The organism is Pseudomonas sp. NY15364 (assembly GCF_048068235.1).
Taxonomy (GTDB): domain Bacteria; phylum Pseudomonadota; class Gammaproteobacteria; order Pseudomonadales; family Pseudomonadaceae; genus Aquipseudomonas; species Aquipseudomonas mendocina_D.
The window spans coordinates 120,954-134,542 of record NZ_JBLUPX010000011.1; the positions used below are offsets into that span (position 1 = coordinate 120,954).

Below are 13,589 nucleotides of genomic sequence, written 5' to 3' on the forward strand. Positions count from 1 at the left end.
AGTGAGGCAAGTGATGACTGAACGCGTTCAAGTCGGCGGCCTGCAGGTCGCCAAAGCCCTGTACGACTTCGTGAACAACGAAGCCATTCCCGGTACCGGCATCGCTGCCGACCAGTTCTGGGCCGGTGCCGCTGCGGTCATCAAGGACCTGGCGCCGAAGAACCACGCCTTGCTGGCCAAGCGCGACGAACTGCAGGCGCAGATCGACGCCTGGCACCAGGCGCGCAAGGGTCAGGCTCATGACGCGGCCGCCTACAAGGCCTTCCTCCAGGAAATCGGCTATCTGCTGCCGGAGCCGGAAGACTTCCAGGCCACCACCACCAACGTCGACGAAGAAATCGCCCGCCTGGCAGGCCCGCAGCTGGTGGTGCCGGTGATGAACGCGCGCTTCGCCCTGAACGCCTCAAACGCCCGCTGGGGCTCGCTGTACGATGCGCTGTACGGCACCGACGTGATCAGCGAAGAAGGCGGCGCCGACAAGGGCAAGGGCTACAACAAGGTGCGCGGCGACAAGGTCATCGCCTTCGCCCGCGCCTTCCTCGACGAAGCCGCACCGCTGGCTGCCGGCTCGCACGTCGACTCCACCGGTTATGCCATCGTCGACGGCAAGCTGGTCGTTGCCCTCAAGGGCGGCAGCAACAGCGGCCTGCGTGACGACGCGCAGCTGGTTGGCTTCCAGGGCGAGGCCAGCGCACCGATCGCCGTGCTGCTCAAGCACAACGGCCTGCATTTCGAAATCCAGATCGATGCCTCCAGCCCCATCGGCAGCACCGACGCCGCCGGCGTGAAAGACGTGCTGATGGAAGCCGCGCTGACCACCATCATGGACTGCGAAGACTCCGTCGCGGCCGTCGATGCCGACGACAAGGTGGTGGTCTACAAGAACTGGCTGGGCCTGATGAAAGGCGACCTGGCCGAGGAAGTGTCCAAGGGCGGCAAGACCTTCACCCGCACCATGAACCCGGATCGCGTCTACACCAAGCCGGACGGCTCCGAGCTGACCCTGCATGGCCGTTCGCTGCTGTTCGTGCGTAACGTCGGCCACCTGATGACCAACCCGGCCATCCTCGACGCCGCAGGCAACGAGATCCCGGAAGGCATCCAGGACGCGCTGTTCACCAGCCTGATCGCGGTGCACAACCTGATCGGCAACACCAGCCGCAAGAACACCCGCACCGGCAGCGTGTACATCGTCAAACCGAAGATGCACGGCCCGGAAGAAGTCGCCTTCACCAGCGAAATCTTCGCCCGCGTCGAGGATGTGCTGGGCCTGGCCCGCAACACCCTGAAAGTCGGCATCATGGACGAAGAGCGCCGCACCACCGTCAACCTCAAGGCGTGCATCAAGGCTGCCAGCGAGCGCGTGGTGTTCATCAACACCGGCTTCCTCGACCGTACCGGTGACGAGATCCACACCTCCATGGAAGCTGGCGCGGTGGTGCGCAAGGCCGCCATGAAGAGCGAGACCTGGATCGCTGCCTACGAGAACAACAACGTCGACGTCGGCCTGGCCACCGGCCTGCAAGGCCGCGCACAGATCGGCAAGGGCATGTGGGCCATGCCGGACCTGATGGCCGCCATGCTCGAGCAGAAAGTCGCGCACCCGCTGTCCGGTGCCAACACCGCCTGGGTTCCGTCGCCGACCGCCGCTGCCCTGCACGCGCTGCATTACCACAAGGTCGACGTGTTCGCCCGTCAGGCCGAACTGGCCAAGCGCGCACCGGCTTCGGTCGACGACATCCTGACTATTCCGCTGGCCAAGGACACCAACTGGTCAGAAGAAGAAATCCGCAACGAGCTGGATAACAACTCGCAAGGCATCCTCGGCTACGTGGTGCGCTGGATCGACCAGGGCGTCGGCTGCTCCAAGGTGCCGGACATCAACGACGTTGGCCTGATGGAAGACCGCGCCACCCTGCGCATCTCCAGCCAGCTGCTGGCCAACTGGCTGCGTCACGGCATCGTCAGCGAAGCGCAGGTGGTCGAAAGCCTCAAGCGCATGGCGCCGGTGGTGGATCGCCAGAACGCCAACGACCCGCTGTATCGCCCGATGGCCCCGGACTTCGACAACAACGTCGCCTTCCAGGCCGCGCTGGAGCTGGTGATCGAAGGCACCAAGCAGCCCAACGGCTACACCGAGCCGGTGCTGCACCGCCGCCGTCGCGAATTCAAGGCCAAGAACGGTCTGTGATGCGAACGCTGCGCGAATGAATAAACCGCCCTCCGGGGCGGTTTTTTATTGGGCAGTCGCGGCTGAAGCCCCTCCCACGGGGGCTGAACGTTGTGGGAGGGGCTTTAGCCGCGACATACAACTAGCGCGTGGCCTGCGCCGCCTTGTCCGCCGTCACGCCGGTGGTGTTGCCCAGCAGACTGGCTGTCGCTGTCTGCACGAAGGCCGACAGCCTGCGCTCCAGATCGCTGCGCCGCTGCGCGTCATCGATCACCTCGGCCCTGGCCTCGTGGCCAAGCTGGTAGCGATACAGGCGCGCATCACGATCACGCGGTTTGACCAGGATGTTGTCACCGGTCACCAAACCCACGGTCTGGTCGCTCCCGGACGGTTTGATCACCGCCACACCGGCATCACCCTCAGGCAGCGCCAGCAGATCGCGGCCCCAGCATTGCTGCTGCACTGGCTGACCGAGGCGGCCCATGATGGTCGGCACCACGTCGATCTGGCTGCCAACGGTGTCGCGGCTGCTGCCGAAGGTGTCCTGCACGCCAGGGCCGATCAGCAGCAGCGGAATGCTGAAGCGCGACAGATCCATCTCGGTAATCTGCTCGTCGTTGCCGAAACCATGGTCACCCAGGATCACGAATAGGGTGTGCTTGAAATAGGGCTCCTGGCGCGCCTTGGCGAAGAACTGGCCGAGCGCCCAGTCGGCGTAGCGCATGGCAGTCAGGTGTTCGTCCAGTGAACCGTGGCCGGTGACGCGCTCGACCGGCAGGTCTTCCGGCAGCGCGTAAGGCGTGTGGTTGGACAGCGTCTGCAGCAGTGCATAGAACGGCTTGCCCTGGCTGCCGAGCTTGGTCAGTTCGTCGGCACCGCGGCTGAACATGTCCTGGTCGGACACGCCCCAGGTCGGATCGATGAGCACCGGGTCGACGAAATCGTCGCGACCGACGAAGTTGCGCATGCCCTGGTTAGCGAAGAAGCCGGACTGGTTATCCCAGGCGAAGCTGCCGTTGTAGACATAAACGTCGTCATAGCCACGAGCACTGAGCAACTGCGGCAGGCCGGAGAACTGGTGGCTGCCTTCCGGCATGCGCATCAGGTATTCGAACGCCGGCAGGTTGGGGAAGCAGGCCATGGTGGCGAACATGCCCTGGTGGGTATGGGTGCCGTTGGAGAACACGCGCTGGAACAACAGGCCCTCCTTGGCCAGCGCATCGAAGTGCGGAGTGATGCCGTCCTGATTGCCCATGGCGCCGATGTAGCGTCCGGCCATGCTCTCCATGAGGATCACTACCACGTTGCGCACCTGCGGCAGCTGACCTTCGGCTGGCGGCGTGTAAACGCGGCGCACGGCGGCCTGGTCAGGGTCGATCAGCTCATCGCGCGGGGTCAATAGCAGGTCGCGGGTGATCTGCTGTGCTTCGTCAGCCGGCAGGGTGGCCTTCCAGCTGTTGTCGCGGTGATCGGAGAAGAAGTTCTCGGCGGCGTCGACCAGAGTCAGGGTGCCATTAAGGCCCAGGTGATTGGCGAACATCGAATCGGTGGTATAGGCGTCGCCCCAACGCAGCGGCGGGCCGGAGCGCAGGGTGCCACGGGCAGCGACCACGCAGACCAGCAGGAACATTACGAACACGGCGGTGCGAGCCGGCCAGCGCGGCGGCGCAGCATGCCCGCGCGCGCGCGTGGCGCGCTCGATACGGCGGAACAGCCAGGCCAGCAGCAGCGTCGCCAGGGCCCAGGCCAGCAGCAGGCGCAGCACCGGGAAACCGTTCCAGATCATGCTGGTAACGGTGCCCAGGTCTTCCTGCATGTACTGGAACACCAGGCTGTTCAGGCGCTGGTGAAATTCGCGGTAGAAGTTCAGCTCGACCACGGCGAAGAACAGGCACAGGCTGGTGGCGAACGTCAGCCAGGCAACGTGCAGACGCCGTGCACGCATCGCCGTGACGCTGAGCAGCGACAGGCTCAACGGCACGCACAAATAGACGATCAGGCGCAGGTCGAAACGCGCGCCATTGATAAAGGCGTCGACGAAGGTGCTGGCCGGCGTATCGGCGATCAGCGCGTGGTTGTAGGCCAGAAGCCCCAGGCGAGCCAGGGCGAAGAGCAGCAGCATGCACAGCGCGCTGCCGAGGATGAACGCCAGGTGACTACCAACACTGACCTGCGCCGCCTTGTGGGCAGCTGGTACGGATGACTGCATGGATATGCCTTGCTCTTTACGGAATACGTGGGCGGGAGCAGTCTGCCTGGGCACCAGTCAAAATTTCGTCAAAACGGCGCTGCCTGCACCCTACTTAGGTGCAATGGGCAACCCGGCGGGCCAGAGCCACACTGAGAACATCCCGAAACTGCGAGGCGCAAGCCCATGAGCAAGGCCGACGCAATGGCCGATGCGGGCAAGACTGCGGTGCTTCAGAACATCCACGGCACCATGGAGTTCCTGCACAAGTTCCCGCCTTTTAACCAGATGGACACCGCTCACCTGGCGTATCTGGTCGAGCACTGCCAGCTGCGCTTCTATGCCGAAGGTGACTCGATCATCAAACCCAGCGATGGCCCGGTCGAGCACTTCTACATCGTCAAACAGGGCCGCGTGCACGGTGAGCGCCCACACAGCGCCCGGCGTGGTACGGAAACCACCTTCGAGATCACCGCCGGCGAGTGCTTCCCCCTGGCGGCGCTGATCGGCGAACGCGCCACGCGCACCGAGCACCTGGCCGCCGAGGACACCTTCTGCCTGCTGTTGGCCAAACACGCCTTCATCAAGCTGTTCGCCGTTTCCAACCCGCTGCGCGACTTCGCCCTGCGCGGGGTCAGCAGCCTGCTCGATCAGGTCAACCAGCAGGTACAGCTGCGCGCGGTGGAAACCCTCGGCGCGCAATACTCGCTGGACACCCGTCTGGGCGAACTGGCCATGCGCCAACCCATCGGCTGCGCGCCCGACACGCCGGTTCGCGATGCTGTGCGGCTGATGCACGAGCTGCACGTGGGCAGCATCGTGGTGCTCGATCCGGCCGACAAACCGCTGGGCATCTTCACCCTGCGCGACCTGCGCCGGGTGGTCGCCGATGGCGTCGACCTGGCCCAGCCCATCGACAATCTGATGACACCCAATCCGTTTCATCTGGCGCCGGATGCCAGCGCCTTCGATGCCGCCATCGCCATGACCGAGCGGCACATCGCCCACGTCTGCCTGGTGGAGCATGAAAAGCTCTGCGGGGTGATTTCCGAGCGCGACCTGTTCAGCCTGCAGCGTGTCGACCTGGTGCACCTGGCGCGCACCATCCGCCACGCCGGCAAAGTCGAAACCCTGGCCGGGCTGCGCAGCGACATCCGCCTGCTGGTCGACCGCATGCTCGCGCATGGCGCCAGCTCGACGCAGATCACCCATATCGTCACCCTGCTCAACGACCACACCGTATGCCGGGTCATCGAGCTGACCCTCGAGGAAATGGACGATCCGGGCATCCCCTTCACGTGGCTGTGCTTCGGCAGCGAAGGCCGCCGCGAACAAACCCTGCACACCGACCAAGACAACGGCATCCTCTTCGAGGCGGAAAACGCCAGCGAGGCTGCGGCGATTCGCGAACGCCTGCTGCCAATCGCCCGCGAGATCAACCAGCGCCTGGCGCAGTGCGGCTTCACCCTGTGCAAGGGCAACATCATGGCCGGCAATCCCGAGCTATGCCTGTCGCGCCAGGAATGGTCACGGCGCTTTGCTGGCTTCGTTCTCGAAGCCACGCCGGAGAATCTGCTGGGCTCGTCGATCTACTTCGACCTGCGCACCATCTGGGGGCCGGACGAAGGCTGCGAACAACTGCGCGAAGAGTTGCTCGGCCGCGTCGCCAGCAACAGCCTGTTCCAGAAGATGCTGGCCGAGAACGCCCTGCGCCACCGCCCGCCGGTCGGACGCTTCCGCGACTTCGTGGTGGCGCGCTCCGGCGCCGACAAGGACACCCTCGACCTCAAGGTGCAGGGCCTCACCCCCTTCGTCGACGGCGCCCGTTTGCTCGCGCTGGCCAACGGCATCAGTGCGGTCGGTACCCTGGAGCGCCTGCGCGCGCTGATCAGTAAGGGCGTGATCGAGGCCCTGGACGGCGCCGCCTACGAAGAGGCCTACCACTTCATTCAGCAGACGCGCATGCAGCAACATCAGTTGCAGGCACGCGACGAGCTACCCTACTCCAACCGCGTCGACCCCGACCACCTCAACCACCTGGACCGGCGTATTCTGCGCGAGTCGTTCCGCCAGGCGCAGCGCCTGCAGAGCAGCCTGGCCATGAGGTATCAGTTATGAGCAAGTTCACCTGGTTCACCGGCCGCGGTCCGGCCCTGACCCAGCAGCAGTTGCAACGCCGCGACGCCTTGAGCGCCCCGGCAGCGTTCGACGACCGTCCGCTGCACCAGCAGCGCTTCGTCGTGCTCGACCTGGAAACCACCGGCCTGAACATGCGCCGTGATCAGGTGCTGGCCATCGGCGCGGTGGTGATCGACAACGGCGCCATCGACTTCGCCGAACAGTTCGAATGCACCCTGCACCGCGCCGATCACCAAGCCAGCGCCAGCACCCTGATTCACGGCATCGCCCCAAGTGAAGTGGCCCGTGGCGTCGAGCCGAGCGAGGCGCTGCTGGATTTCATGGAGTTCGTCGGCAGCAGCCCGCTGCTGGCCTTCCATGCCGAATTCGACCAACGCATGCTGGCGCGCGCACTACGCCAGAGCCTGGGCTATCGCCTGCAACACCATTTCTTCGATGTCGCCGAAATCGCCCCGCTGCTGTGTCCGCAAGCGCGCATTCGTCAGGGCGGGCTCGACGACTGGGTCGCCGAATTCGGCCTGCAGGTGCACCAGCGCCACAACGCCAGCGCCGACGCCCTGGTCACCGCCGAACTGGCGCTGATGCTGTTCAGCAAAGCGCGCCGCCAGGGCATCGACAGTCTCTGCGAGCTGGAGCGCCAGCTGGCCAGCCGGCGGCGGCGTCAGCAGGCCATGTAGCCGTACGCTGCCAATCATCTAGCAGCGGGCTCCTCCATCTTAGCGCACGCCTCGTGCGTATCAGAACTACCAGGAATCGCGGCTGAAGCCGCTCCTACAGGTTGGTTTGCGGCAAGCAATGCATCCTACGGATGCCTACAGATCGCGCATCAGCAGCCCGTACTCCAATTGCACATCTGCCGGCAGCGGCAAATAAAGCACGTGACCGTCGCCCGGAGCCACCTGCTGCGCCTGGCCCTGGGCGTTCTGCAGGTGTTCCAACGTGAAGCGCAGATTGCCCTGCGGCGTCATCAGCTCCAGGCCATCGCCCACGGCGAAGCGGTTCTTCACCCGCACCTCGACCAGCTCGCCACAGCGCTCACCGGTGAGTTCGCCAACGAACTGCTGGCGCTCCGCGACCGAGCTGCCGCGCTCGTAATTCTGGTATTCGTCGTGCACGTGACGACGCAGAAAGCCTTCGGTGTAACCGCGATGCGCCAATGACTCCAGGCTGCCCAGCAGGCTCGGGTCAAAGGGTTTGCCGGCCAGCGCATCGTCGATGGCTCGGCGGTAGACCTGCGCCGTGCGCGCCACGTAGAAATGGCTCTTGGTGCGCCCCTCGATCTTCAGCGAATGCACACCCATGCGCAGCAGGCGCTCGACGTGCTGCACCGCGCGCAGGTCCTTGGAGTTCATGATGTAGGTGCCGTGCTCGTCTTCGAAAGCGGCCATTTCTTCACCTGGACGACCGGCCTCTTCGAGCACGAAAGCCTGGGTGGTCGGTGCGCCTTGCCCTAATGTCGGCTCGACCACACGGACGATTTCGCCCAGTTCGTTCTCGCTTGCCGGCGTGGCCTGGTATTGCCAGCGACAGGCGTTGGTACAGGTGCCCTGGTTGGGATCGCGGCGATTGATGTAGCCCGACAGCAGGCAACGCCCGGAATAGGCCATGCACAGCGCGCCATGGACGAACACCTCCAGCTCCATGCCCGGCACCTGGCTGCGGATTTCCTCGATTTCTTCCAGCGCCAGCTCACGCGAGAGGATCACCCGCGTCAGCCCCTGCTGACGCCAGAACTCGACGCTGGCCCAGTTCACCGCATTGGCCTGCACCGAGAGGTGAATCGGCATCTGCGGATAATGCTGACGCACCAGCATGATCAGGCCCGGGTCGGACATGATCAGCGCATCCGGCGCCATCTCGATCACCGGCGCCAGATCCTTGAGAAAGGTCTTCAGCTTGGCATTGTGCGGGGCGATGTTGACCACCACGTAGAACTGCTTGCCCTGCGCGTGCGCCTCAGCGATGCCAAGGGCCAGGTTGGCGTGGTCAAACTCGTTATTGCGCACGCGCAGGCTGTAGCGCGGCTGCCCGGCATACACCGCGTCGGCGCCATAGGCGAAGGCATAACGCATGTTCTTCAGGGTGCCGGCTGGCGACAGCAGTTCGGGGAAACAGGGCATGACCGCACGCTCGAAAATCAGGGGCTGGCGATTCTATGCAGGTGGCAGGCGTGGATATTGATCTGGGTCTATCGGGCGCATAAAAGCGGCCGAGCCAGGCACCACCAGTGAAGGGGCGGCGCGCACGGCACATCCTACAGTGAGAGACATCCGCAAGGAGTGGTCACCCAGTTCACGCGCACCGATGCTGCACTTTCGCGTAGGGTGCGCCGTGCGCACCACTGCCGCGACACAAGAATGGCGGGCTAGCGACACACTTGGCGGTACAGCGCGTCGTCCCTGTCGATGCGCTTGAGCTGGGCAAGCTGAGGCTGTTTCTTCTCGTCCAGCGGCAGCAACTCGCCAGTTGTGCAATTGAGCAGATGAGCTCGGTGCGAGACGTGGTCGATGTGCTGCTTCTCGAAACGATAGAGCATGAACTCGGCCACTTGCGCGTCCGCCATCTGCTCGCGCACGACGCTCTTGCTGTCGAGCACGGTGAACGCGGTGACCATCGGCACGAAGTAGCTCCACGGGCGCCAGAACACATGACCCGCCTCGGTCGCAACGACTACCGATTCCGCGGGCTGACGTGCCTGCTGATGCTCGAACCAGGAGTACTCGTAGAACACCTGATAGCCCAGCATCCCCAGACCACCAAACAGTGGCACGATCCACCGCGGCAGCTTGTTGCGCGTCAATTTGCGTAGCAGCAGAGCGATACCGGCAGCGCCGAGCCCCGCGACCACGATGGCAAGCAAAGTCCACAACATATGACTGTTCCCGAAAAAAGACGGGCCTCCACTGGAGGCCCGTCTGTCAGACCCTGGACCATCGGAAGATGGCCTCAGGCCAGGATTATGCTTAGTGGTTCAGAGCGGCACCAGCACCTTTGGGGGTACGCACGCTTTCCACCAGGTCCTGGATTTCCTGCGGCGGCGCAGCGGTGACACTCGACACCGCGTAAGCCACGGCGAAGTTGATCAGCGCGCCAACGGAACCGAAGGAGGCCGGGGAGATACCCATGAACCACTGATCCGGAGTGTTGGGCAGCATGTTGGTCTCCGGAATGAAGAACCAGCCCAGGTAGGTGAAGATGTACACCAGGGTGATCACCAGACCCGCAACCATGCCGCAGATCGCGCCCTTGTCGTTCATGCGCTTGGAGAAGATCCCCATCATCAGCACCGGGAACAGGGTCGCAGCAGCGATACCGAACGCCAGCGCCACCACCTGCGCAGCGAATCCTGGTGGATTCAAGCCCAGGTAGGTCGCCAGCAGGATCGCTGCAGCCATAGACAGCCGCGCTGCCAACATCTCGTTCTTCTCGCTGATCTTCGGATTGATCAAGGTCTTGATCAGGTCATGACTGATCGCCGAAGAAATCGCCAGCAACAAACCAGCCGCCGTCGATAGCGCCGCTGCAATTGCACCGGCCGCGATAAGACCGATTACCCAGCCAGGCAGGTTGGCAATCTCCGGGTTGGCCAGAACCAGGATGTCGTTGTTCACGGTCAGCTCGTTACCGTTCCAGCCGCGCTCCTGAGCGGTCGCGGTGAAGGCCGGTGCAGCATCGTTGTACATCTGAATACGGCCGTCACCGTTCTTGTCTTCCCACTTGATCAGGCCGGTCTGTTCCCAGGTCTTGACCCACTCAGGACGCTCTTCATAGGACAGAGCCGGGGCGGAAGCGCCTTCCGGATAAATAGTGGTCATCAGGTTCAGGCGCGCCATCGAGGCAACGGCCGGAGCGGTGAGGTACAGCATGGCGATGAAGATCAGGGTCCAGCCAGCGGACCAGCGCGCATCGGCTACCTTCGGTACGGTGAAGAAGCGAATGATCACGTGCGGCAGACCGGCAGTACCGATCATCAGCGACAGGGTGAACAGCACCATGTTGAGCTTGTTGTCGACATCCGCGGTGTAGGCGGCGAAGCCCAGGTCACGCACCACTTCATCGAGTTTCTGCAGCAGCGGCACGCCGGACTCGACGTGGTCACCGAACAGGCCCAGCGGCGGGATCGGGTTACCGGTCAGCTGCAGGGAGATAAAGATGGCCGGGATGGTGTAGGCCACGATCAGTACCACGTACTGAGCGACCTGGGTGTAGGTGATGCCCTTCATGCCACCGAATACGGCGTAGGCGAAGACCACCGCCGCAGCGATCCAGATACCAGTGGAGTTGCTCACTTCGAGGAAGCGCGAGAAGGCAACACCGGCACCGGCCATCTGACCGATCACGTAGGTCACGGAGATGATCACCAGGCAGATCACCGCAGTCAGGCGTGCGCCGCGACTGTAGAAGCGATCACCGATGAAGTCCGGCACGGTGAACTTGCCGAACTTGCGCAGGTAGGGCGCCAGCAGCATCGCCAGCAGCACATAGCCGCCGGTCCAGCCCATGAGGAAGGTGGAGTTGGCATAACCACCAGCGGCGATCAGGCCCGCCATGGAAATGAAGGAAGCTGCGGACATCCAGTCGGCGGCTGTCGCCATGCCGTTGGTGACCGGATGCACACCACCGCCAGCGACGTAGAACTCTTTGGTGGAGCCGGCACGCGCCCAGATGGCGATGCCGATGTAGAGCGCGAAGGACGCCCCTACGAACAACATGTTGATAACGAACTGGCTCATGACCACTTACTCCTCGACGCCAAATTCTTTATCAAGTTTGTTCAATCTCCACGCGTAGTGAAAAATGAGCCCGATAAAGAAGAGGATTGAGCCTTGCTGCGCGAACCAGAATCCGAGGTCGGAACCGCCAACGGAGATTCCCGCGACCATCGGGCGCAGGATCATGGCGAATCCGTAGGAAACCAGCGCCCAGACGATCAGGCTCCAGGTGATGAGCCGCACATTGGCCTTCCAATAGGCCGCGGCATTGCTTTGTTCAGAAGTCATAGACGCCTCCGGTTATTGTTATTCTGATGCAGCTTCAAACTAGCAGCAGGCCAGTACCGACCGACAGATAGACATTGGTATTAGCCGCATCGCAGAGCACACCTGGAGCGTCTGGGAAATGCCTGACGCAATACTCCCGGACTGCACCGGGCTACAAAATTTCCCTCCTCAAGCACGGCTTCTGCCGCACCTCAGCACATTCCTTTTGATCACCCTGCCTCGTCTGCCATCGACGAAACAACCCGGCAATCCGCCGCGCCAGAAGGTACCCGGCACGCGCCTCCTCGCGCAAACCGATATGCCCGCTCATGCCCGGTACCACAGGCGCATGAAGCCCGGCGCCAGCAGCAGGCCGACCTGACCTAGCGCCGCGCACAGCGATAGGAAGGAGCGCAACGTGCTGTTTTGCGCCGCATCCTGAATGCCGGTCAGGGCACTCCAGAAACCTTCCGGCAGCAGCATCAGGCTCAGGCTGGCCAGCGGCTTGCCGGTCAGCAGCAAGCCGTCGATCAGGTTGAACCAGCCGCAGAACATCAAGCCGATCAGGATCATCACCGCCACCACCAGACCAAGGCCCAGGCAGGCGGAAAACTGCATGAGAAGACGCATGGGATCACCTCCAGAGAAGGGGCGCGGCACTCGCCGCGCCGATTGGATTCAGGCTTGCGGCGCAGTGCGGCCGACGCCGTACCAGTCCAGCTTGCGGGTCAGCACCATCACGCTGCCGAGCACACCGAACACCAGCAGCGAGCCCATCAGCAGGGCGTAGTCCTCGGCATTGAGCAGGCCGTAGAGCATGGCGTACAGCGCTGCCAGCAACGCGCCAAAGCCCAGGCCGCGCTGCCAGCTGTGCAGCACGAAGCTGACGTAGAAGCCAATCAGCCCAACGCAGGCGCTGGCCGACAGCAGATAGGCCAGGGCGAACGCCAGATGCTCGGACAGCGACAGCAGCAGCAGGTAGAACAACGCCAGCGACAGGCCGACCAGGGCGTACTGCACCGGATGCACGGCCAGGCGCTTGAGCACCTCGAAGAGGAAGAAGGTGGCGAAGGTCAGGGCGATGAACAGCAGCGCATATTTGATCGCGCGGTCGGTCTTCAGGTACTGATCCACCGGGTCGACAAAACTCACCCCGAAGTTGCGGCCGAACAGGCCCTGGCAACGCTCAGCGCCCACGCAGCCGCGCAATGCCTCTTCCAGGTTGGTGGCGAAGAAGCTGGTCTGCCACTCGGCGCTAAAGCCTTTGTCAGAGATCTCGCGGCTGCTCGGCAGGTATTCACCGATGAAGCTCGGGTGCGGCCAGGGAACTCAGCTTGACCCAGCTGTCGCGCCCGACCGGCACGATCGAGAGCTGCTCGGTGCCCTGCAGTTTCAGATCGAAGGCGAACTCGAGCGTCTGCCCACCCTGCGCGTCCAGCGCAGGAAGCGGCGCATGCACGCCTGCACCGAAATTGTCGTCGCCGCTGCCCGGCGCGAAGCTCAGGGTCTGGCCATTGAGGCGCAGTTGCAGGTCGTTGCTGATGCCCCGGATATCGCTGATGCCGACCGAGAGAAAGGGTTTCTCAAAGCGGTAGAAACCGAGGTCGTCGCCCAGCCCCAGACGCGCCGGCAGGCGGAATTGGCCGCTGACCTGGCTGTCGCTGCGGTACAGGCGCGCCTCGTAGATGCCACGGGCACGCAGCTCGGTGCCGACCTGGCCCTCAAGCACGAAGCGCTCCGGCAGGAAGTACAGGCGCCCGCGCCGTTGACGCTCTTCGCTGTAACGCTCGCCGGTCTTTTCGTTGGTCTTCCATTCATGGGTGGTCTTGATATAGGGCAACACCAGGATCGGCCCGGTGATCTGCTGGCTGTAGCTGGAACTGCGGGCAATGCCCTGCATCACCTCATAGCGCAGGCCCTGGCGCTCATCGACCAGGCCATCGATCATCAACAGGGGAATCATCAGCAGCAGAATCAACAGGGCAATGGCGCCCAGCTTGAAACTCAGGGAACGGCTCATGGGTACGGCTCTCCGTAGCGAGTGAAAGTACGGCAGAGTCTGGGCAGCGATGATGGGAGGCGTGTGGGGCGCGCGTGGAGATTGTGTGGAGAA

Annotated in this window: 9 protein-coding genes and 1 pseudogene; 3 read left to right on the forward strand and 7 right to left on the reverse strand. The window is 63.4% G+C overall.

The window, feature by feature from the left end; all coding sequences use genetic code 11:
• The first annotated feature begins 13 nt into the window (after window positions 1-13).
• Entirely contained in the window at window positions 14-2,191 is a 2,178-nt protein-coding gene (locus ACNFCJ_RS12005) for a malate synthase G (protein ID WP_416771536.1), read from the forward strand.
• A gap of 121 nt (window positions 2,192-2,312) precedes the next feature.
• Here ACNFCJ_RS12005 and ACNFCJ_RS12010 read toward each other — a convergent pair whose 3' ends face one another.
• Window positions 2,313-4,379: an LTA synthase family protein gene (locus tag ACNFCJ_RS12010; RefSeq protein ID WP_416771538.1), complete on the reverse strand. Its 2,067-nt coding sequence runs from the start codon at window positions 4,377-4,379 to the stop codon at window positions 2,313-2,315.
• Between the two features lie 165 nt (window positions 4,380-4,544).
• Here ACNFCJ_RS12010 and ACNFCJ_RS12015 point away from each other — a divergent pair, with 165 nt between their 5' ends.
• Window positions 4,545-6,476 carry a putative nucleotidyltransferase substrate binding domain-containing protein gene (locus ACNFCJ_RS12015; RefSeq protein ID WP_416771540.1) on the forward strand — a complete coding sequence of 644 codons (1,932 nt, stop codon included), beginning with the start codon at window positions 4,545-4,547 and terminating at the stop codon, window positions 6,474-6,476.
• Window positions 6,473-7,174 carry a PolC-type DNA polymerase III gene (locus ACNFCJ_RS12020; RefSeq protein WP_106733276.1) on the forward strand — a complete coding sequence of 234 codons (702 nt, stop codon included), beginning with the start codon at window positions 6,473-6,475 and terminating at the stop codon, window positions 7,172-7,174. The genes ACNFCJ_RS12015 and ACNFCJ_RS12020 overlap by 4 nt, the downstream gene beginning before the upstream one ends.
• A gap of 135 nt (window positions 7,175-7,309) precedes the next feature.
• Here ACNFCJ_RS12020 and yegQ read toward each other — a convergent pair whose 3' ends face one another.
• The 6 genes and pseudogenes from yegQ to creD all read right to left on the reverse strand — a co-directional run bounded on the left by yegQ (window position 7,310) and on the right by creD (window position 13,496).
• Complete coding sequence (yegQ, locus tag ACNFCJ_RS12025) at window positions 7,310-8,617, reverse strand: tRNA 5-hydroxyuridine modification protein YegQ (RefSeq protein WP_416771541.1); 1,308 nt, start codon at window positions 8,615-8,617, stop codon at window positions 7,310-7,312.
• Between the two features lie 245 nt (window positions 8,618-8,862).
• Complete coding sequence (locus ACNFCJ_RS12030) at window positions 8,863-9,369, reverse strand: hypothetical protein (RefSeq protein WP_416771543.1); 507 nt, start codon at window positions 9,367-9,369, stop codon at window positions 8,863-8,865.
• Window positions 9,370-9,460: 91 nt separating this feature from the next.
• Entirely contained in the window at window positions 9,461-11,230 is a 1,770-nt protein-coding gene (locus tag ACNFCJ_RS12035) for a sodium:solute symporter family protein (protein WP_416771545.1), read from the reverse strand.
• Window positions 11,231-11,236: 6 nt separating this feature from the next.
• Complete coding sequence (locus ACNFCJ_RS12040; protein ID WP_003463859.1) at window positions 11,237-11,497, reverse strand: DUF4212 domain-containing protein; 261 nt, start codon at window positions 11,495-11,497, stop codon at window positions 11,237-11,239.
• Window positions 11,498-11,803: 306 nt separating this feature from the next.
• Complete coding sequence (locus ACNFCJ_RS12045; RefSeq protein WP_416771546.1) at window positions 11,804-12,106, reverse strand: hypothetical protein; 303 nt, start codon at window positions 12,104-12,106, stop codon at window positions 11,804-11,806.
• Window positions 12,107-12,154: 48 nt separating this feature from the next.
• Window positions 12,155-13,496, reverse strand: a pseudogene (creD, locus tag ACNFCJ_RS12050) (cell envelope integrity protein CreD).
• Window positions 13,497-13,589 lie beyond the last annotated feature (93 nt).